General features: G+C 65.3%; 17 protein-coding genes and 2 pseudogenes. 8 read left to right on the forward strand and 11 right to left on the reverse strand.

The window, feature by feature from the left end; all coding sequences use genetic code 11:
• Positions 1–172: 172 nt before the first annotated feature.
• Positions 173–1,023: pseudogene (locus ACZ5KU_RS07115) on the forward strand (cache domain-containing protein).
• A 127-nt stretch (positions 1,024–1,150) separates the two neighbouring features.
• Here ACZ5KU_RS07115 and ACZ5KU_RS07120 read toward each other — a convergent pair.
• Entirely contained in the window at positions 1,151–2,665 is a 1,515-nt protein-coding gene (locus ACZ5KU_RS07120; RefSeq protein WP_464736965.1) for an MDR family MFS transporter, read from the reverse strand.
• 84 nt (positions 2,666–2,749) lie between these two features.
• Positions 2,750–3,934 (reverse strand): 4-hydroxybenzoate 3-monooxygenase, encoded by a 1,185-nt coding sequence (pobA, locus tag ACZ5KU_RS07125; RefSeq protein WP_054063962.1) that lies wholly within the window; start codon positions 3,932–3,934, stop codon positions 2,750–2,752.
• A gap of 162 nt (positions 3,935–4,096) precedes the next feature.
• On the opposite strand from pobA, the gene ACZ5KU_RS07130 reads away from it, so the two are divergent.
• Entirely contained in the window at positions 4,097–4,975 is an 879-nt protein-coding gene (locus tag ACZ5KU_RS07130; RefSeq protein WP_054057984.1) for a helix-turn-helix domain-containing protein, read from the forward strand.
• 160 nt (positions 4,976–5,135) lie between these two features.
• Here ACZ5KU_RS07130 and ACZ5KU_RS07135 read toward each other — a convergent pair whose 3' ends face one another.
• Positions 5,136–5,312, reverse strand: a complete 177-nt coding sequence (locus ACZ5KU_RS07135) for a hypothetical protein (protein WP_193394226.1) — start codon at positions 5,310–5,312, stop codon at positions 5,136–5,138.
• A gap of 90 nt (positions 5,313–5,402) precedes the next feature.
• On the reverse strand, positions 5,403–6,308 hold the full coding sequence (locus ACZ5KU_RS07140) for a LysR family transcriptional regulator (protein ID WP_054057986.1): 906 nt from the start codon (positions 6,306–6,308) through the stop codon (positions 5,403–5,405).
• Between the two features lie 113 nt (positions 6,309–6,421).
• Here ACZ5KU_RS07140 and ACZ5KU_RS07145 point away from each other — a divergent pair, with 113 nt between their 5' ends.
• Both ACZ5KU_RS07145 and ACZ5KU_RS07150 read left to right on the forward strand, forming a co-directional pair.
• On the forward strand, positions 6,422–7,306 hold the full coding sequence (locus ACZ5KU_RS07145; RefSeq protein ID WP_054063965.1) for an MBL fold metallo-hydrolase: 885 nt from the start codon (positions 6,422–6,424) through the stop codon (positions 7,304–7,306).
• A 105-nt stretch (positions 7,307–7,411) separates the two neighbouring features.
• The gene (locus ACZ5KU_RS07150; RefSeq protein ID WP_054057988.1) at positions 7,412–8,026 is read left to right on the forward strand and encodes an NAD(P)-dependent oxidoreductase; all 615 of its coding nucleotides are present in this window, start codon (positions 7,412–7,414) and stop codon (positions 8,024–8,026) included.
• Positions 8,027–8,175: 149 nt separating this feature from the next.
• Here ACZ5KU_RS07150 and ACZ5KU_RS07155 read toward each other — a convergent pair whose 3' ends face one another.
• Complete coding sequence (locus tag ACZ5KU_RS07155; RefSeq protein ID WP_054057989.1) at positions 8,176–9,066, reverse strand: LysR substrate-binding domain-containing protein; 891 nt, start codon at positions 9,064–9,066, stop codon at positions 8,176–8,178.
• A 137-nt stretch (positions 9,067–9,203) separates the two neighbouring features.
• Here ACZ5KU_RS07155 and ACZ5KU_RS07160 point away from each other — a divergent pair, with 137 nt between their 5' ends.
• Both ACZ5KU_RS07160 and ACZ5KU_RS07165 read left to right on the forward strand, forming a co-directional pair.
• Positions 9,204–10,841 (forward strand): 5-guanidino-2-oxopentanoate decarboxylase, encoded by a 1,638-nt coding sequence (locus ACZ5KU_RS07160; protein WP_464737393.1) that lies wholly within the window; start codon positions 9,204–9,206, stop codon positions 10,839–10,841.
• Positions 10,841–12,289 carry an aldehyde dehydrogenase family protein gene (locus ACZ5KU_RS07165; protein ID WP_464736966.1) on the forward strand — a complete coding sequence of 483 codons (1,449 nt, stop codon included), beginning with the start codon at positions 10,841–10,843 and terminating at the stop codon, positions 12,287–12,289. Before ACZ5KU_RS07160 ends, ACZ5KU_RS07165 begins: the two co-directional genes overlap by 1 nt.
• A gap of 18 nt (positions 12,290–12,307) precedes the next feature.
• On the opposite strand, the gene ACZ5KU_RS07170 is transcribed toward ACZ5KU_RS07165, so the two are convergent.
• Positions 12,308–13,237 (reverse strand): AraC family transcriptional regulator, encoded by a 930-nt coding sequence (locus tag ACZ5KU_RS07170; protein WP_054060848.1) that lies wholly within the window; start codon positions 13,235–13,237, stop codon positions 12,308–12,310.
• Positions 13,238–13,584: 347 nt separating this feature from the next.
• Between ACZ5KU_RS07170 and ACZ5KU_RS07175 the strand changes: the two genes are divergently transcribed.
• Together ACZ5KU_RS07175 and ACZ5KU_RS07180 are read left to right on the forward strand one after the other, a co-directional pair.
• Complete coding sequence (locus ACZ5KU_RS07175) at positions 13,585–13,950, forward strand: putative quinol monooxygenase (protein WP_054060847.1); 366 nt, start codon at positions 13,585–13,587, stop codon at positions 13,948–13,950.
• A gap of 39 nt (positions 13,951–13,989) precedes the next feature.
• Complete coding sequence (locus ACZ5KU_RS07180; RefSeq protein WP_054060846.1) at positions 13,990–14,220, forward strand: hypothetical protein; 231 nt, start codon at positions 13,990–13,992, stop codon at positions 14,218–14,220.
• Positions 14,221–14,234: 14 nt separating this feature from the next.
• Here the strand turns inward: ACZ5KU_RS07180 and ACZ5KU_RS07185 are convergent, their stop codons facing one another.
• The 5 genes and pseudogenes from ACZ5KU_RS07185 to ACZ5KU_RS07205 form a co-directional block, all read right to left on the reverse strand.
• Positions 14,235–14,864: a flavin reductase family protein gene (locus ACZ5KU_RS07185; RefSeq protein ID WP_054060845.1), complete on the reverse strand. Its 630-nt coding sequence runs from the start codon at positions 14,862–14,864 to the stop codon at positions 14,235–14,237.
• A 165-nt stretch (positions 14,865–15,029) separates the two neighbouring features.
• Positions 15,030–15,428, reverse strand: coding sequence for a hypothetical protein (locus ACZ5KU_RS07190; RefSeq protein WP_054060844.1), 399 nt, complete (start codon positions 15,426–15,428; stop codon positions 15,030–15,032).
• 329 nt (positions 15,429–15,757) lie between these two features.
• On the reverse strand, positions 15,758–17,080 hold the full coding sequence (locus ACZ5KU_RS07195) for an MFS transporter (protein ID WP_054060843.1): 1,323 nt from the start codon (positions 17,078–17,080) through the stop codon (positions 15,758–15,760).
• A gap of 289 nt (positions 17,081–17,369) precedes the next feature.
• A complete protein-coding gene (locus ACZ5KU_RS07200; RefSeq protein ID WP_054060842.1) occupies positions 17,370–18,695 on the reverse strand; it encodes a sigma-54-dependent transcriptional regulator in 1,326 nt (441 codons plus the stop codon).
• Positions 18,689–20,454 (reverse strand): annotated as a pseudogene (locus ACZ5KU_RS07205) (sensor histidine kinase). Before ACZ5KU_RS07205 ends, ACZ5KU_RS07200 begins: the two are co-directional and overlap by 7 nt.
• Positions 20,455–20,484: the final 30 nt, after the last annotated feature.

The following is a 20,484-nucleotide window of genomic DNA, read 5'->3' on the forward strand; positions in this document are numbered from 1 at the left end:
CGATTCCATCGGCGGGTGTGCGATGGACGCATTCTAGTGCGGCCTCTGGAAAATAACCGCTCAATTTTGACGGCTATCCGCGGCTGTCGAGGCGACCCCTGTCTGCTGAATGCTTCCGTATAGGCCGCGACGGTCTACGCTGCTGGCAGATCAACAGGAAGGGGACTGCACCATGGGGTTGGGTTTGATTCGGGCCTTGTCGGGCTGTCTGATGATGCTGTTGTGCCTGGGACCGGTGCTGGCGGCGACCGCGTCGGACGATCAGGCGCCGGCGGCCAGGGCCCTGCTGGAAAAGGCCCTGGCCTATTACCGCGAGCAGGGCGACAAGGCGTTTGCCGCCTTCAGCCGCCAGGGCGAGTTCGTCGACCAGGATCGTTATGTCTTCGTGGTCGATACCCACGGGGTGATGCTGGCCAGTGGCGGACCGTCCTCGGCGCTGATCGGCCGGGACGTTTCCGAGGTGCTCGGTGCGGATTTGCGCGAGGCGTTCAAGGCCGCGCTGAACACGCCGGAAAACGCTGGAATCCGGGAGGCCGAATATCGTTGGCGGAACTGGAAGGATGGCAAGGTCGAGCGCAAGCGGGTGTTCTACCAGCGGGTCGGCGAGCGCATCCTGGCGGTCGGCTACTACCTGCCCCGGGCGTCGGCGCAGGAAGCCAGGGCATTTCTGGCCCGGGCGGCGACCGAACTGGACAGGGACCGCCAGGGGTTGCTCGATGAGATCAACGCCCTGCCGGGCGGTTTCCTGCAGGATGACCTGTATGTCTTCGTGGTGGATCTCAAGACCCGTCGATACCTGGCCATGGCACCAATCAGCGTCTGGTCAATACCGATTTCGCCAAGGTCCGGGACCCCGACGGCAAGCCGGTGGGAGAACCGATCCTGGCGTTGATGAACAGGCAGGCGGAGGGCGAGTACGAGTATCGCTGGAAGAACCCGGTGACCGGCAAGGTCGAAAACAAGCACACCTACCTCAAGCGGGTCGGGCAGGTGCTGGTGGCGGTCGGGTACTACCGCCCCTGAAGTCGAGTCTATCGACTGCCCCGGGTGGGAGCCGGCTCGTGCCCTGTAGGAACCCGGCTTGCCGGCGAATACGTCCGCAAGCCCTGCCCAGGGGAGGCCATCGCCACAAGCCGATACCAGAGCCCCTTCAGCGGGCCTTGTCCTCCCGCCCACGCAATACCCGGTTGGGCATGGCGATCGCCGCGGCCAGCCCGAGCAGGGCAACCCCGGCGCTGATCAGCAGCAGATGGCGGAAGGTCAGCAGCAACTCGGCCCGCAGGGCTTGCCGGGCCGGACCGGCGGCGTTGAGTCCGTCGAGCAGGGCATTGCCCGCGCTGCCTTCGCCGAGCACCGCGCCGCTGGCCAGATGGGTCAGGCCCGAGCCCTGCACCAGGGCCAGCAGCAGCGCCGACATCAGCGCCACGCCCACGGCGCCACCCAGTGAGCGGAACAGGTTGGTGGTGCTGGTGGCAACGCCGATATCGCGCTGTTCCACCGAGTTCTGGGTGCCCACCAGCGAGGTCGGGAATTGCAGGCCGCCGGCAATGCCGCACAGCAGCATGAACAGGCTGCTCAGCAGCACCGCCTGGGGCGCGGTAAAGGCCATGCCGAGAATGGCCAGCGGCATCAGCAGCGCGCCACTGAGGATCAACGGCTTGTAGTAGCCGGTTACCGAGGTCATGCGCCCGGCGAAGTAGGCCCCCATGGGCAGGCCCATCGCCAGCGGCAGCAGGTGCAGTGCCGCACTGTCGGCACCGGCGCCGGTCACGCTCTGCAAGCGCAGCGGCATCAGCACGGTCAGCGAGATCGCCTGAAAGCTGGTGAAGAAGACCGTGCACCAGCACAGCACGGCATTGCGGTTGAGGAACAGGTGCATCGGCAGCAAGGGTTCGAGGGTGCGTCGTTCGTGCAGGACGAACAGCGTCAGGCCGACTGCGGCAATGGCCAGTAGCCCGAGCACATCGCTGTCGCTCCAGCGGTGGCCCTGGCCGATCCGGGTGATGCCCAGCAGCAGGGCGGTCAGGCCGATGACCATCAGCACCGTGCCGAGGTAGTCGATGATCGGCTTGCGCTGCGGCACCGGCAGCCCGACCAGCACCCGGTGGGCGACCCACCAGGCCGTCAGCCCCAGCGGCAGGTTGATCAGGAACACCCAGCGCCATGACAGGTATTGGGTCATGTAGCCGCCCAGCACCGGGCCGGCGACGCTGGCCAGCGCATACATGCTGCTGAAGTAGCCCTGGTAGCGACCGCGTTCCCGCGGTGGCACGACATCGCCGATGATCGCCTGGCTGACCGAAACCATGCCGCCGGCACCGATGCCCTGAATGATCCGCGCCAGCACCAGTTGCTCCATGCTCTGGGCCAGGCCGCAGAACAGCGAGGCCAGGGTGAACAGGCCCATGCCGAACAGCATCAGCCGGCGGCGGCCATAGAGGTCACCGAGCTTGCCGTAGATGGGCACGGCTACGGTCATGGCGACCATGTAGCCGGAAATCACCCAGGCCAGCAGGCCGACATCCTTGAACTGCGCGGAAATGGCCGGCATCGAGACCGCAACGATGGTCTGGTCGAGGGCACCAAGGAAGATCGCCAGCATCAGGGCGATCAGTAGGCTGCGAATCGCCGGCTTCGTCTGGCCGGGCTGATTGAGGTTGGTCACGGTATAACCTGCACGCGGAAGTGGGCCCGCACTCGGGCGGCTGCGCCGGGTGCGGGAATGCGTGTCAGTTTACTCGATAGCTTGCTATTCGATAGCCTCATACGGAAGGCCGACGTAATTTTCCGCGATGGTCCGACGCCCGGCCTCGGAGCTGACGAAGTACTCCAGTTCGGTCTGCTGCAAGCGTTGGCTGAAGGCATCGGTATCGGGGAAACGATGCAGGATCGAGGTCATCCACCAGGAGAAACGCTCGGCTTTCCACACCCGCCGCAGGCAGATCCGCGAATACTGTTCCAGCAACTCACTGCGCCCTTCGCGGTAGACCTTGAGCAGGATATTAAACAGCGTGCTGACGTCGCTGGCCGCCAGATTCAGCCCCTTGGCGCCGGTCGGCGGAACGATGTGGGCGGCGTCGCCGACCAGGAACATCCGGCCGTACTGCATGGGTTCGACCACGAAGCTGCGCAGCGGCGCGATACTCTTCTCGATCGACGGACCGGTGACCAGGCCCCGGGCCAGGCTGTCTGGCAGACGCGCCTTGAGCTCTTCCCAGAAGCGCGCATCGGACCAGTCCTCGACCTTCTCGTCGGCCGGCACCTGCACGTAGTAGCGGGTGCGGGTCGGTGAACGCATGCTGCACAGGGCGAAGCCGCGCTCGTGATTGGCATACACCAGTTCCTCGCTGACCGGCGGCGTGTCGGCGAGAATCCCCAGCCAGCCGAACGGGTAGACCCGCTCGAAGATCTTCAGCGCCTCGGCCGGAATCGACTGCCGCGCCACACCGTGGAAACCGTCGCAGCCAGCGATGTAGTCGCAGTCCAGGCGGTGGGTCTGGCCGTCCTTCTCGTAGGTCAGCCAGGGCGCGTCGGTCTTCATGCCGTGGGGCTGGACGTTGCTGGCGCTGTAGACGGTCCGGGCGCCCGCAGCCTCGCGGGCGGCCATCAGGTCGCGGGTGACCTCGGTCTGGCCGTAGATCATCACGCTCTTGCCGCCGGTCAGGGTCTTGAGGTCGATATGCACCCGGCGTCCGTCGAACGCCAGCTCGAAGCCGCCATGCACCAGGCCCTCGGCGTCCATCCGGCGATTGACCCCGGCCTGGCGCAACAGATCGACCATGCCCTGTTCCAGCACCCCGGCGCGGATGCGGCCGAGCACGTACTCCGGAGTCTGGCGTTCGATGATCACGGTGTCGATGCCGGCGTTGTGCAGCAACTGGCCGAGCAGCAGGCCGGACGGACCGGCACCGATAATGGCGACTTGAGTTTTCATTGTTGTTCTCTCTGCAAGCTTCACGCGGCGGGCCGGTGAGTAGGTTGTTATGATTTGTGCTTGCATTTTTCGCTTGAAAAAGACGCTTTAGAAGGTGAAAACTGCGCCTTTATCGGTACTTTTCAACAATAAGGGCGATTATCGCCCAAGGCTCGTGCACAGATGGAAAAGCCAGTGACGGCACCGATCCCGGTGTTCAAGCTCTACGGAGAGGACCAGGACTGGATCGCCCCCGACCTGTTGCACTGCGAGACCATTCCCAAGCGCAGCCGCCTGCATCATTGGGAAATCCAGCCGCACCGGCATGCCGATCTGTGCCAGTTGCTGTTTCTGAACAAGGGCCAGGCCCGGGTCGATATCGAGGGGCAGCGCACCACCCTGAATGAATCGGCGATCCAGGTGGTGCCGCCCCTGTGCGTGCACGGCTTTCAGTTTTCCGAGAACATCGACGGCCATGTGCTGACCCTGGCCGCACCGCTGGTGGCGCAACTGCAACAGCAACTGGGCAGTTCGCCGGACGCGCTGGCGCTGGCCGCCAGCTACCCGGCGGGGCGCGACCGGGCCTACCTCAACCGCTTGTTCAGTGCCTTGCAGAGCGAATACGCGGCGAACCAGCCGGCGCGGGACCTGCTCCTGCGCTCGCTGGTCAGCGTGTTGCTGGTGTGGCTCAGTCGCCAGGTGATCCGCCGTGAGGCGGCCGGTCAGTCGGCCGGACGAGGGCGCGAGTACCTGAGCCGTTTCAACGGGCTGGTCGAGGCGCATTTTCGCGAGCATCCGACGGTCGAGCAGTTGTCTCACCAGGTGGGGATCTCGGTGGCGCACCTGAACGGCATCTGTCGGGAATGGGCGGGGCAGTCGGCGTTGCAACTGATCCACCAGCGGCTGTTGCTGGAAGCCAAGCGCAACCTGATCTACACGCGCATGAGCGTCAGCCGGGTGGCGGACGAGCTGGGTTTTGCCGACCCGGCCTACTTCGCCCGGTTCTTCCGCCGCATGACCGGGCTTTCGCCCAGCGCCTTTCGCGCCGGGATCGACCGCTAGGCTGTGTACGAAATTGTTTGAAACGCAGGTTAGGCAAGGCAAAAATCGGCGAGGAACGGCCGGGGTCGCGCCCGACTTTACTGGAGTAAATGAGCATTCCGAGCCGGTTTTTAACGCCGCATAACCAAGTTTCAAGCGATTTCGTACATAGCCTAGGGCCTTACCTCAAGGCACTGAGGCTCGCGGTGTGCGGCACGCAGTGCTCCAGGTTGCAGCTGGCGACGGCGTGGGGCGCCTGCCTGATCTGTTCGACCCGCCAGGCAGCGGTGGCGTACAGAGCCAGTACGGCGCCGATGGCAAGTACGGCGGCACATGTTCTTGTTTTTAGAATATTCATGACGCAGACCTCTGACTGTCGAACCCGGTTCGCGAGAAGTACTGAGTTCAAGATTAGGCCAGTGGCCGCCACTTGCCAGCTTTTCCTCGATCAGAGGTCCTTGTCCCAGGCCGGTGTTTCCGGAAACCGCACCACCAGGAAATCGAGCATGCTGCGCAGCGTTGCCGGCATGTGCTTGCGCGAGGCATACACGGCGTACATGTCCATGGTGCGCGGTTCGGCGTGGGCCAGCAGGCGCACCAGTTCGCCGCTGCGCAGGTATGCCCAGGCCTGGTAGGTGGGCAGCATCGAGATACCGGCACCGGCCATGGCGGCACGCAGCAGGGTGCTGGCCTCGTTCGCGCTGATATTGCCCTGCACCGGGACCGACACCTGCTCGCCGTCCTGTTCGAAGTGCCAGAGGCTCTTGCCGAAGTAGGAATGCGTCAGGCAGTTGTGGCGGCTCAGGTCCTCCACCCGCTGTGGTGCCGGGTGTTCGCGCAGGTAGGCCGGCGAGGCGCAGATCACCGAGCGGCAGACGGTCAGCCGCCGGGCGATGAGGTTCGGGTCCAGGTCGTTGCTGGCGCGGATGGCCAGGTCGATGCGCTCGTCCACCAGGTTGACGGTGCGGTCGAGCATCTGCAGGTCGATGTTGACGCCGGGGAAGCGGCGCACGTACTCGGTCATCGCGTCGGCGAACTGGGCCTGGCCGAACGAGGTGCTGACGCTGATCCGCAGCAGGCCGCGCGGCGCCTCGTCGGGGATGCTCACGGCGGCCTGCATGTCGCCGGACAGCTCCAGCAGTTGCCGGCAACGCGGCAGGGTTTCAGTGCCGGCCGCAGTCAGGCTCAGCTTGCGGGTGGTGCGATGCATCAGCCGTGCACCGATCCAGTCCTCCAGTTCTGCCAGGTAGCGCGAAACCACCGGGCGTGACATTTCCAGATGGTCCGCCGCCGCCGACTGGCTGCCCAGGTCGACCACTGTGACGAACACCCGCATGGCGGTGAGACGATCCATGATTTGCTCGCTTTGAGAAACAAACTATGTCCCAGCATCGCATTTTTTGTATCGGTTCGGGCAACTAAGCTCTGTCCATCGCCTATCACGGCCTACAGATACCGGAGCGTTACATGATTGGATTCACCTCACTTCGCCGCCTCCTGCTCGCCAGCGCGGTGCTGGGTTTTGCCGCCCACGCGGCCGCCGCCGAGCCGGCGCTGACCCTGGATGTCTACAACCCCGGCACCTCGGCGATTTTCCCGGTCAGTTCGGTACTGGTCAGCGGTAGCAAGGAAGCGGTGCTGGTCGACGCCCAGTTCGGCAAGTCCCAGGCCGAACAGGTGGTGGAGAAGATCCGCGCCAGTGGCAAGCAACTGACCGCCATCTACATCAGCCATGGTGACCCGGACTACTACTTCGGCCTGGACACCCTCACAAGGGCCTTTCCCCAGGCCAAGGTGCTGGCGTCGGCGCCGACCGTGGCGCACATCAAGGCCACGGTCGACGGCAAGCTGGCGTTCTGGGGGCCGAAAATGGGAACTGATGTTCCCGCCAGGACCATCGTGCCGGAGGTCCTCCAGGGCAATCGTCTGATGTTGGAAGGACGCGAGCTGGAGGTGATCGGCCTGGATGGCCCGCAGCCGGATCGCAGCTTCGTCTGGATCCCGTCGCTCAAGGCGGTGGTCGGCGGCGTGGTGGTCGCACAGAACATCCACGTGTGGATGGCCGACACCCAGTCCGCCCAGTCCCACCGGGACTGGCTGGCGACGCTGCAACGGATCCAGGCGCTGCGGCCGAAGATCCTGGTGCCGGGCCATTTCCTGGGTGACGGCCCGCATACGCTGGCCGCCGCACAATTCACGGCGGACTACATCAAGGCCTTCGACGAGGAAACGGCCAAGGCCAAGGACTCGGCGCAACTGATCGCGGCGATGAAACAGCGTTATCCGAACCTCGGCGAGGAATCCTCCCTGGAACTCAGCGCCAAGGTCGCCAAGGGTGAAATGAAGTGGTGAGCCGGCCCGGCCACTGACAAAAGGGTTTGCGGATCAGGCGCCCTGTTCCCGGACAGGGCGACTCCCTCGACGCACAGCGTCATTCGATTGGAACTGGAGAGTGTCATGAGCAAGATTGCAATCATCGGTGCCACCGGTCGTGCCGGTAGCCAACTGCTGGAAGAAGCCCTGCGTCGCGGCCACAGCGTCACGGCCATTGCCCGCAACACGGCCAAGATCGCCCATCGCGAGGGTGTGGTCAGCAAGGCGGTCGATGCGCTGGACGCCGCGGCGCTGGAAGCGGCGGTCGCCGGCCATGACGTGGTCATCAGTGCCGCGCACTTCGCCACTTTGCCGGCGGCGGCGGTGATCGGCCCGGTGAAGAAGGCCGGGGTCAAGCGCCTGCTGGTGGTCGGTGGGGCCGGTTCGCTGCTGCTGCCGGACAACAGCCGGGTCATCGACAGCCCCGGTTTCCCGCCGGAGTACAAGGCCGAGGCGAGCGCCGGGGCGGCATTCCTGGAGAGCCTGCGCCAGGAAAAGGAACTGGACTGGACCTTCCTCTCGCCCTCGGCGGAGTTCGTCGAGGGTGAGCGCACCGGCCGTTTCCGTCTGGGCAAGGATCATCTGCTGGTGAGTGCCGAAGGGCGCAGTTGGATCACTTTCGCCGACTATGCGATTGCCCTGTTGGACGAAATCGAGCAACCCGCCCACTCGCGTCAGCGTTTCGCCGTCGGTTACTGATCCCGTCCTTTGGCGGCCGGAAAATGGCCGCCTTCGGCGGATCGCCAGCGAGCCGGCTCCTGCAGGTTGTGTGTTGTACACAAGACGGGTGGACGACGCCGACACTCCGGGAGCCGGCTTGCTGGCGATAGCGGAACGTTGCATCGCCCCTACCGATCAGTCCGCTGCGCCGCCTGCCCCACCAGCCACTCCCTCAGTTCATGCAGCGCCGCCGACCCCTCCGAGCGCTTCGGATACGCCAGGTAGTACGCCTGCCCGGTACGCACCCGCAAATCGAACGGCATCATCAGTCGGCCGGCACTCAGGTCCTCGCCGATCAACGCCCAGTCGCCGATCGCCACGCCCGTGCCCTGGGACGCCAGGGACATCGCCACGTCCATGGTCTCCAGGTGCTGGCCCTGGCCGATATTGCCCAGGCTGACACCGGCCGCCTCGAGCCAGGTCTGCCAGTCCTGCTGGTCCAGCGTGGGGTGCAGCAGGGTGTGGTGCTCCAGGTCAGTGACCTGCTCCAGCGCGATCGCGCCCTGCCTCAACTGGGGTGAACAGACCGGTGTCAGTTGCTCGTCGAACAGATGGTGGGCGGTCACCGCGGGGCCCGGCGGGGCGCCATAGATCACCGCCACGTCGAAGTCCTCGCGGCGGAAGTCGACCCCGTGCTGCAGGCTGGTGGTCAGTTCCACCGGCACATCCGGACGCTCCTTGCGCCAGTGCAGCAGGCGCGGCAACAGCCAGCGGATCATGCAGATCGGCGCCTTGAGCTTCAGCGCCGGATGCCCGGCGCCCACGTGGTCCACCGCCTCTTCGATCTGCCGGAACACTTCCTGTATCCGTGGAAACAGCTCGCGTCCCTGGGCGGTCAGGCTCAGGCCGCGGGCCTGGCGCTGGAACAACGCATAACCCAGGTGCTGCTCCAGCCCGGCGATCTGTCGGCTCACCGCACCCTGGGTGATGTGCAACTGCTCGGCCGCCCGGGTGAAGTTGCAGCACTGGGCGGTGATCAGAAAGGTATGCAGCGCCGGCAAGGGTGGAAGACGTTTCATGGCGGACTCAGGCATGACGACAGGACATGGCTAGTATGACTATTTTTGCGTTGTGCCCGCCATCGCCCGGACGCTCCAATAACGCCACCACCGTGGCCCGCGCTGCCACGGTCAAGACGAACAACAGGGGGCAAGCGATGGCGACGTGCGGCGAAGTATTGGTCAAGTTACTGGAGGGCTACGGGGTCGAGCAGGTGTTCGGCATTCCCGGCGTGCATACCGTGGAGCTGTATCGCGGCCTGGCGACCTCAACCATCGAGCACATCACGCCACGGCATGAGCAGGGTGCCGGCTTCATGGCGGACGGGTATGCGCGCACCAGCGGCAAGCCCGGGGTATGTTTCATCATCACCGGCCCCGGCATGACCAATATCACCACCGCGATGGGCCAGGCCTATGCCGACTCGATCCCGATGCTGGTGATCTCCAGCGTGCAGTCGCGCAGCCAGTTGGGCGGCGGGCGCGGCAAACTCCATGAACTGCCGAACCAGCGCGCCCTGGTGGCCGGCGTGGCGGCGTTCTCCCATACCCTGATGTCGGCGGCTGAGCTGCCTGCGGTGCTGGCCCGGGCATTCGCCCTGTTCCAGGCCGGGCGGCCGCGTCCGGTGCATATCGAGATCCCGCTCGACGTGCTGGTGGAAAACGCCGACGCCTTGCTCGACAGCCAGCCGGTGAACATTGCCCGGGCCGGTGCGGCACCCGCCGCCGTGGCGCAAATGGCCGACTGGCTCGCGGCTGCCAAACGCCCGCTGATCCTCGCCGGTGGCGGTGCCATCGACGCCGCGCCGGCCCTGACCCGGCTCGCCGAACGGCTCGACGCGCCCGTGGCCCTGACCATCAACGCCAAGGGCATGCTGCCCGGCGAGCATCCGCTGCTGATCGGCTCGACCCAGTCCCTGGTCGCCACCCGCGCCCTGGTGGCCGAGGCCGACGTGGTCCTGGCGATCGGCACCGAGCTGGCGGAAACCGACTATGACATCACCTTCGCCGGCGGTTTCGAAATCCCCGGTACCCTGCTGCGCATCGATATCGACCCGGACCAGACCGTGCGCAACTACCCGCCCAAGGTCGCCCTGGTGTCCGATTCGCAAGTGGCGGCAGAAGCGTTGCTCGTCGCGCTCGATGGTCGCAGCCTGGCTGCGCGCCGCGACGATTGGGGGCACCGCCGCGCTGCGGCCCTGCGTGCCGAACTCGACAGCCAGTGGGATGCGCCGACCCGTGCCCAGACGCGCTTTCTGGAAACCATTCTCGAGGTGCTGCCGGATGCGGTGCTGGTGGGCGATTCGACCCAGCCGGTGTACACCGGCAACCTGACGCTCAACCCGCGGCAGGCGCGGCGCTGGTTCAACGCCTCCACCGGCTACGGCACCCTTGGCTACGCCTTGCCGGCGGCGATCGGCGCCTGGCTCGGGCGTTCCTCCCGGCGTGACGAGCGCGGCGCGGTGGTCTGCCTTATCGGTGACGGCGGCCTGCAGTTCACCCTGCCGGAACTGGCCAGCGCGGTCGAGGCGAGCACGCCGGTGATCGTCCTGCTGTGGAATAACCAGGGGTACGAAGAGATCAAGAAATACATGGTCAACCGCGCCATCACGCCGGTGGGCGTGGATATCCATACCCCGGACTTCGTCGCGGTCGCCAAGGGCCTGGGCTGTGCCGCCGAGGCCGCCAGCAGCGAGGAAAGCCTGCGCAGCGCCTTGCGTGCCGCAGCAGGACGTTCGGGCCCCACGCTGATTGAAGTCGACCAGGCGCTCTGGATGAACGGAAGGGGGCAGTGATGAAAGCGCAAATGAATCAGGACGGCCTCTACATCGATGGTCAGTGGCGTTCCGGCAGCGAACAGCTGCGCGTGATCAATCCGGCCACCGAAGCCTTGCTCGGCAGCGTTTCCGGTGGCGATGAGCAGGCGGTCGGGCAGGCGGTGGCGGCGGCGGTGCGGGCGTTCGCCGGCTGGTCGGCGAGCCGGGCCGCCGAGCGTGGCGCGATCCTGCGACGAATTGCCGAGGGAGTACGCGAACGTCGCGAGAAACTGATCCAACTGCAATCGACCAACAACGGCAAGCCGCTGTTCGAGGCGGCGATCGACGTCGATGACGTGATCGCCACCTTCGAGTACTACGCCGGCCTGGCCGAGGGCCTGGATGAGCGGCAGGACCAGGACGTGGCGTTGCCCAGCGACGACTTCGCCGCTCGCGTGCGCCGCGAGCCGTGTGGCGTGGTCGGGTTGATCGTGCCGTGGAACTTCCCGATGGTCACCACCGCCTGGAAGCTCGCGCCGGCGCTGGCTGCGGGCTGCTGCGTGGTGCTCAAGCCATCGGAGGTGACGCCGTTGCCGGAGCTGGAACTGGCCTCGATTATTGCCGACAGCGGCCTGCCGGTCGGGGTGTTCAACCTCGTCTGCGGCACCGGCCTGGCGGTGGGTGCGCCGCTTGCGGCCGACCCGCGGGTGGCGAAGATCTCCTTCACCGGCAGCAATGCGGTGGGTGTCCAGGTGATGCAGCGGGCGGCGGAAACCATCAAGGGCGTCAGCCTGGAACTGGGAGGCAAATCGTCGTTGCTGGTGATGGCCGACGCCGACCTCGACCTGGCGGTCGAAATCGCCAGTGGCGGCGCCTTCTTCAACGCCGGGCAGATGTGCTCGGCGACCAGCCGGGTGCTGGTCGCCGACGAGATCGCCGACGAGTTCCTGTTGCGCCTGAAGGCGCGGGCTGAAGCCATTCGCGTGGCCGATCCGTTCGCTCCCGAGGTGGAGATGGGCGCGCTGGTCAACCAGACGCAGTATCAGCGGGTGTTGGGGCACATCGATCGTGGCCTGAGCATGGGCGCACGGCTGGTCTGTGGCGGTGGGCGGCCGCCGGCGTTGTCCCGCGGCTACTTCCTGCAGCCGACGGTGTTTACCGAGGTGCCGCTGGACAGCGCCTTGTGGCGCGAGGAAATCTTCGGGCCGGTGGTCTGCGTACGCAGTTTCGCCAGCGAGGCCGAGGCGATCGCCCTGGCCAACGACAGCGAGTTCGGCCTGGTGGCGAGTGTCGTCACCACCGATGGCGAGGCGGCGGACCGCATCGCCAATGCCTTGCAGGCCGGCCTGGTGTGGATCAATGCACCGCAGGTGATCTTCCCGCAGGCGGCGTGGGGTGGCTACAAGCGCAGCAGCCTGGGGCGGGAGCTGGGCCCCTGGGGACTGCAGGCGTTCCAGGAGATCAAGCACGTGGTGCGGGCCCGCTGAACAGGGCCACCTCCCATTTCAGACACTCTGGCGCAGCCGCGCCAGATCCCGCAGCGGCGGAGCGCCGAACAGCCGGCTGTATTCGCGGCTGAACTGCGACGGGCTTTCGTAGCCGACCCGATAACCCGCCGCCGAGGCGTCCAGCCCTTCGGCGAGCATCAGCCGCCGTGCTTCCTGCAGGCGCAACTGCTTCTGGTACTGCAGTGGGCTCATGGCGGTCATCGCCTTGAAGCGGTGATGCAACGTCGAAACGCTCAGGTTGACTTCCCGTGCCAGGTCGTCGATGCGCAGCGGCTGCTCGAAGTTGCTGTTCAACCACTTGATCGCCTGGTTCACCCGATGCCCCTGGCTGTTGGCGATGGCGATCTCGTACAGGCGATATCCCTGCGGGCTGCGCAACAGCCGATAGAGGATCTCCCGGCGCACCAGCGGCGCGAGCATGGGAATGTCCTTGGGCGCATCGAGCAGCCGCGAAAGGCGCAGCAGGGCGTCGAACATCGGGGTATCCACACGCTCGACATACAGCCCCAGTCCGGTTGGTCGGCTGGGCACACCCAGGGGACCGGCTTCGGCGATCAGCGCGCTGATTTCATTCGGGTCGATATCCAGGCGCAAGGACAGGATCGGCGACTCGGGTGTGACATTCACCACCCGCCCGGCGAGGGGCATCGACACCGAGACCACCAGGTAATGCAGCGGGTCATAGATGAAATGGCCGTCGCCCAGGCGTATTTCCTTGCGGCCCTGGGCCATGATGCACAGCGCCGGTTGCGCCAGCACGGGAGCGAAATCATAGGGGTGGCTGTGGCGCCCCAGCACCAGCGAGTCGACGGCGGTCTGGTAGTTGCCGTCCTCGGTGGCGTGGCGACGAATGATGTCGGCCAGTTCCTGGCGCTGTTTTTCCATCTCCGGGGGGATCGGTTCTTGCGGCAGTTCGGACAGTGGCATGCAGAATCCCCTCGGGAAAGTCACTTTCAACGGGCCATAGCTTAAGTTTGGGCAAGGGGGATCGCCAGCCGGATCCTGCGCAATTCTTGCCTGATCCTGCCGCGACCCGTCATGACCGCCGGATGACTGCGCTGACCGCAGACCAGGCTTGCTTAAAACTCCGGACCCGCCAGCAGAGCGCTGGCCTGGCGCTGTACCCGAGGGGCAAGGCGCTGCGGCAGGATTGTGCAATAAGCTGACAGGAATCGACTAACGACCCCTCGCCGGGGGCACTAATCTATGTTTGCGTTGCCGTCGTCCCGGCGGTTGATGGCGCGAGAACAACATTCCTTTCGGGAGAGCCGAGCATGTCCAAGCATATCCCTGTCAGTCACATGGCCTTCGTTCGCGCACGCCCGGGGCGCTCCGCCGAGCTGGGCGCCCGTCTGAGCAGCCTGATCGAACCGTCCCGCCAGGCACCCGGTTGCCTGCAGTTCTCCCTGCAACACTCCCTGGCCGATGCCGACCTCTGGCTGGTCTCCGGTTTCTGGGCCAACCAGCCGGCCATGACCGCCTACTTCAACACGCCGGCCATGCAGGTGTTCGGTGAGCTGGTGCAGGACCTGGTGGTCGACAGCCTGGATTTCCATACCTTCAGCGAGGTGTCCGCCGCCCGTGCCCAGTGCGACTATCACTTGTCCAGCGCAGGTTCCCTGCAACGGCTGGCCAGCTGATTTAGAATGCCGGCCGATCAATTGGCCGGGATAACAGGCATGGCACGTAGAGAGTTTGCACAGTTCGAAGCAGTTTCAGCAGCCGTTCGCGGCGAAGCCGGCTACAACGCGGCGATTGCGGTAAAGGCCCTGGGCGGTTTCGAGCCACCGCGTTTTCATAAAATCCTTGCAGAGCAGACATTCAAGACCGCCCTCGAGGCCGATCAGGCCGCCGAGCAGGAACTGGCGCGGCTGATCGACGTTGACGCCGAGGGCGAACTGTCCTGGTGATGGGGCCGCAGTGATCAACCCGTCACTTGTGGACGGTACATCTTGAACAGGGCTTGCGGACCGAGCTGGAAGTAGTCCGCCGGGCCGCCGCCACGCAGGATCGGTTCGGCGGCGGCGGTATCGTAGATCCCATCCTTGAGCAGATGCCTGGCGATATGCACGGCAACCACTTCACCCAGGATCAGCCAGCTCGGCACCAGGGCCTGGTCTGCGCGTTGCAACTGAATGATCTGGGTGACCTTGCATTCGAAGGACACCGGGCTTTCCTGCACCCGCGGTACGCTGATCACCTTCGACGCCACGGGCGTCAGACCGGCCAACTGGAACTCATCGACCTCGGGCGGTACGGCGGCACAGCTCTGGTTCATCGCCTCGGCCAGCGGGCGGGTGGCGAGGTTCCAGGCGAATTCGCCGGTCTGTTCGATGTTGTTCAGGCTGTCTTTGCGGCCGACGCTGGAGAAGCCGATGATCGGTGGGATGTAGTTGAAGGCGTTGAAGAAACTGTAGGGCGCCAGGTTCAGCCGGCCCTCGGCACTCTGTGAGGAGATCCAGCCGATGGGGCGTGGGCCGACAATGGCGTTGAACGGATCGTGGGGCAGGCCGTGGCCATTGGCAGGTTCGTAATAGTGAATATCGTCAGGCATGGTTCGCGGGTTCCGCAGGGACAATCGGGGATCGATAGTGTGCTTGGCATCGCGGACAAAGGCGATAGGCCGTTCGCAGGACGTTGCCTCTGGCGTGCGGATTTTCCTTCCCTCCAGAAATGACTAAGCCCGGCCTGAGCCGGGCTGTGATGCCATCCGGGTCTGTCAGCTGATTGCCGCAGCGCCAGGAGTCTTGTCGTAGCCGTCGGCCGCGATGGCGTTGGCACCTGGGGTCTTGTCGTAGCCATCGGCAGCCACAGCGTTGGCGCCAGGAGTCTTGTCGTAGCCGTCGGCCGCGATGGCGTTGGCACCTGGGGTCTTGTCGTAGCCGTCGGCAGCCACAGCGTTGGCGCCAGGAGTCTTGTCGTAGCCGTCGGCCGCAATGGCGTTGGCACCTGGGGTCTTGTCGTAGCCATCGGCCGCCACAGCGTTGGCACCTGGGGTCTTGTCATAACCGTCGGCAGCCACGCGATAGGCGGCTGGGGTGTGGCTGTAGCCATCGGCGGCGTAGGTATTGGCGGCCAGTACGGAAAGGGTCAGGGCGAGGATCAGTTTGGTGTTCATGGTGGTTGCTCCAGTTGGGTTTTGGTTTTGCTCAGTGGGTGTGGAAGTGATATTACGCTTGTTAATTTGATTAAAAAGCGCAAATTAGTGCTTAAACAAATCGAATTATTCGATGTTGTGGGCGGCGCGATCAGACGGCGGTCACTGGATGCCTGGGGGCGGGTGCGCAAGTCGATTCGGCGTAGGATCAGGATGAGGGGCGGGAATTAACGGGCTATTAATTGCCAAGAGTCTTGAGCATTGCACGGGGGGGGCTGGGAGCCGGCAAACCGGCTCCCAGCCAAGAGCAGTGTCGGCCCGTCATGGAAGGCCGACACGAGCAAAGGTTATCAGTCGGTCTCGATCCGCGAATGCCGACGGGTGTCCTTCATGGTGACATACACCAGCAGCGACACCGCGATGCAGGCGGTCACGTACCAGTAGTAGCCGGTCTCCATGCCGATGCTCTTGAACCACAGCGCGATGTATTCGGCGGTGCCGCCGAAGATCGATACGGTCAGTGCGTAGGGCAGGCCCACGCCCAGGGCGCGGATCTCGGTGGGGAACAGCTCGGCCTTCACCACCGCGTTGATCGAGGTATAGCCGCTGACGATGATCAGCGCCGCCATGATCAGGAAGAATGCGCCCCACCAGGTCTGGATGGTGTGCAGGGTGCTCAGGATCGGTACGGTGCAGAGTGTCCCGAGAATCCCGAAGGCGATCAGGATCGGCCGCCGGCCCACCTTGTCCGAGAGCGCACCGACCACTGGCTGCAGGCACATGAACAGGAACAGCGTTGCCGCCGAGATCGTGGTGGAGTCGGAGATGCTCATGCCGACGGTGTTCACCAGGTACTTCTGCATGTAGGTGGTGTAGGTGTAGAACGCCAGGGTGCCACCCATGGTCAGGCCGACCACGGTCAGCAGTTCCTTGGGATGACGCAGCAGCGTGCGCATCAGGCTCTCTTTCGGCTTTTCCTTCTTCTTCACGAACGACTCGGTTTCTTCCATGCCGCGACGCAGGTAGAGCGCGACCACCGCGCACAGGGCGCCGATACCGAAGGGAATCCGCCAGCCCCAGTCCTGCAGTTGTTCGACACTGAGAACCTGCTGCAGCACGATCAGCACCGCCAGGGCGATGAGCTGGCCGGAGATCAGGGTCACGTACTGGAAGCTGGAATAGAAACCACGGCTCTGCCTGGTGGCCATCTCGCTGAGGTAGGTGGCGGAAGTGCCGTATTCGCCGCCGACCGACAGCCCCTGCATCAGGCGGGCAACCACCAGCAGGATCGGCGCGCCGATGCCGATGGTTTCATAACCGGGGGTGAGGGCGATGATGAGCGAGCCTGCGCACATCAGCAGGACCGAGGCCATCAGGGCCGCCTTGCGGCCCTTGCGGTCGGCGTACAGGCCCATCAGCCAGCCGCCGATCGGGCGCATCAGGAAGCCCACGGCGAAGATCGCGGCGGTGTTGAGCAGTTGGGCGGTGGTGTCGCCCTTGGGGAAGAAGACCTTGGCGAAGTACAGCGAGAAGGCGGCGTAGACGTACCAGTCGTACCACTCGACCATGTTGCCGACCGATCCGCTGAAAATCGATTTCAGGCGGCTGGCGGTGGTTCTTTCTTGTGCCGGCGCGACCGCCGACCCCAGGGGAAGGGTAGTGGAGTTATCCATCTAGGGAACCTTACGAGTCATTGTTGTTGTAGAGCGCGCGGGAGCGCAGCCTGACCGCTCCATAGCAGGAGCCATGCCAGGGCTGTAAGGCCCGTTCCAGAGCGGTTGGCAGGATTGGGTGAGCGGAAATCCGCTTATGCCGGAGTGGGGCGTGAGCGGAAAACCGCCGATACGAACGACACTATCTGTAGGAGCGTGGCTTGCCCGCGAAGAACGATGACGGGGTATGGCTGAGCGACCGCGCCATCTTTTTCGCGGGCAAGCCCGGCTCCTACAGGTTGCGTCGTTGCTACAGGAACATCTCGCGGGTCAGTCCGTGGCGTTGCAGCTTCTCGTTGAAGGTGCGCCTTGGCAGTTGCAGTTCTTCGAGCACCGCCTTGACGTCACCCTTGTGCCGGGTCAAGGCCGAGCGCAGGCACTGCGCCTCGAAGGCCTCCTGCTGGGCCGCGAGGGACTGGCCCGGATCGATATTGACCGGTTCCGGCTCGCCCAGGCCGAGCACCGAGCGTTCGGCGGCGTTGGCCAGTTCGCGGACGTTGCCCGGCCAGTCATGGCTCAGCAGCCGGACCAGTTGCGACCCGCTCAATGGCGTCGCACGGCGCCCCAGGCGCTCGGCCGCGTCCTGGGCAAAGTGTTCGAACAGCAGCGGGATGTCTTCGCGCCGCTCGCGCAAGGGCGGCAGGCGCAGTTCGGCCACCGTCAGCCGATACGCCAGGTCCTCGCGGAAACGTCCGGCCCGGGACTCTTCCAGCAGGTCGGGCTTGGTCGCGGCAACGATGCGCAGGTCGACCGGGATGCTCTGGTTGGAACCCAGGCGTTCGAGCTTCTGTTCCTGCAGCACCCGTAGCAGTTTCACCTGCTGGGCCAGTGGCATGCTCTCGATCTCGTCGAGAAACAGGGTGCCGCCATGGGCATATTCGAGCTTGCCGATCCGCTTGCCCTGGGCGCCGGTGAAGGCGCCGCTCTCATGGCCGAACAACTCGGCTTCGAACAGTGGCTCGGGAATCGCCGCGCAATTGAGCGCGACGAACGGTTTGCTCGAACGCGCCCCGAAGTCATGCAGGCAGCGGGCGACCCGTTCCTTGCCGCTGCCGGTCTCGCCGCGGATCAGCACGTTGACCGGCAGGGGCGCCAGTTCCAGCACTTGCCGGCGCAGGGTCTGCAGGCTGCGGGACACGCCCAGCAGGCAGGCGTCGAGGCGTGAGCGGCTGTCGGCCTGTTCGTGCAGGCGGCGGTTCTCCAGCACCAGTCGGCGTTTCTCCAGGGCACGGCCGAGGCTGCCGAGCAGGGCTTCGGGGCTGAAGGGCTTTTCCAGGAAGTCGTAGGCACCGTCACGCATCGCCTCGACCGCCATCGGCACGTCGCCGTGGCCGGTCAGCAGGATCACCGGCAGGTCGGCGTCGAGTGCCCGCACCCGCGCAAGCAGTTCCAGGCCGCTGAGACCGGGCATGCGCACGTCGCTGATGATCACCCCGGGAAAGTGCGCCGGCAGTTGCGCCAGGCACTCCTCGGCGCGGCTGAACAACCGGACCGAGAAGCCCGACAGGCTCAGCCACTGTTCCACGGCCGTGCGAATGCTGGCTTCGTCATCGACCACGATTACCGAGTTCAACATGGTTCACGGACCTCCACGGCGATTGGCAGGGCCAGGGTGAAGCAGGCGCCGTCGTGCCGGTTGACGACGCTCAGGCGGCCGCCCTGTTCATGGACGATCGCATAGGAAACCGCCAGCCCCAGGCCGAGGCCCTCGCCGACCGGCTTGGTGGTGAAGAACGGATCGAAGACCTTGGCCAGATGTTCCTCGGCAATTCCACCGCCGCTGTCGGCCACCGTCAACAGCCACAGTTGCTGGTCGGCCTCGATGCGGATTTCCAGGCGCTTGAGCGGCTTGTCACGCATGGCGTCGAGGGCGTTGCGCAGCAGGTTGATCAGCACCTGTTCGAGGCGGATCGCATCGCCGCGGACCCTGGCCGGCCGGGTCAGGTGCAGGGCGATGCTGACGTTGTCCTCCCGCAGGCGCGGGTCGAGCAGGTGCAGCGCCTGGTCGACCACGCCGGCCAGGTCCAGCGGCTCGCGCAGGCCGCTGGGGCTTTGCCGGGCGTAGGTCTTGAGATGGCCGGTGAGGGCGGCCATCCGGGTCAGCATTTGCTCCAGGGGGCCAGTGCTTCCCGGGCGGCGTCGAGCCGACCGTGGTCGAGCAGCAGGCGCAGGGTCGCCAGTTGCATGCGCTGGGCGGTCAGCGGCTGGTTGATCTCGTGGGCCAGGGCGGCGGACATCTGTCCCAGCGCCGCCAGCTTGGCCGACTGTACCAGGCCATCCTGGGCCGTGCGCAGGTCGCGGGTGCGCTCCTCCACCAGTCGCTCCAGCTCCGCGCGGCTGCGCTGGCGCAGGCGGGCCAGGCGCCAGCGCTGGCTGAGGAACAGGACGAGAAACACCAGGGTCAGCCACAGGCCGGCACCGGCGAGCCCGGCATTGCGCCGTTCCTCGGCGGCCAGTTGCGGCTTGCGCAGCAGGTGCAGGGTCCAGTTCTCGGTGTCCAGCGGCAGCGATTCCCAGAGCAGATCGGCGCTGCCATCGGGCGTGGCCACCCGGCTCAGGTAACTGTGGCTGTCGAACACCCGCAGGGTCTGATGCTCGATGGTGCTCAGTGGCTGCTTGTCGTACTGGCGGGTGCGGCCGATTTCGCTGCGGTCGTTGTCCGACAGTGGGCGCAGCAGGCGATAGCGCCAGGCCGGCTGGTTGGAGATGAACACGATGTCGCGGGCGTCGCTAACCAGCAGGATGTCGCTGCCCTTGCCCCATTCGCGTTCGATCTCGGGGAACTCCAGCTTGACCACCATGGCACCGATGAACTCGCCGTTGTCGTTGAGCACCGCGCTGGAGAGGAAGTAGCCGGGAATCCCGCTGGTCACCCCGACCGCGTAGAAATGCCCGCTGCCTTCGCTGCGGGTCTGGTTGAAGTAGGGGCGAAAGCCGTAGTAATGGCCGACGTAGCTGCTGGGCAGGCGCCAGTTGCTGGCGGCCACCGACAGGCCGTTGCGATCGAGCAGTTGCAGGGTCGAGGAACGTGCGGCGCCGTTCATGCGTTCCAGCTTGCGGTTGAGCGCATCCTGCTGTTGCGCGGTGAGCGGTCCGTTGAGGGCCTGGCGCAGTTCCGGGTCCAGGGCGATCACGGCCGGCATGGCGCGGTATCGTTCGATCAGGGTGTGCAGGGAGTTGGCGTACAGCGCCAGCTGCCCCCGTCCGCGGACGGCATCGTCCAGCAGTGCCTGCTGCGTGGCACGGTGCATTGCCCAGCCGGCGGCCAGCACGGTGCCCGCGAGAATCAGCAGGGTATGGAGCAGCAGGCGCAGGGAACGAGGGATCGGCGGCATGCGGGCAATGACAGGCTGGAGAGAGGGCGG

It is taken from the genome of Pseudomonas sp. Tof1, assembly GCF_055390395.1.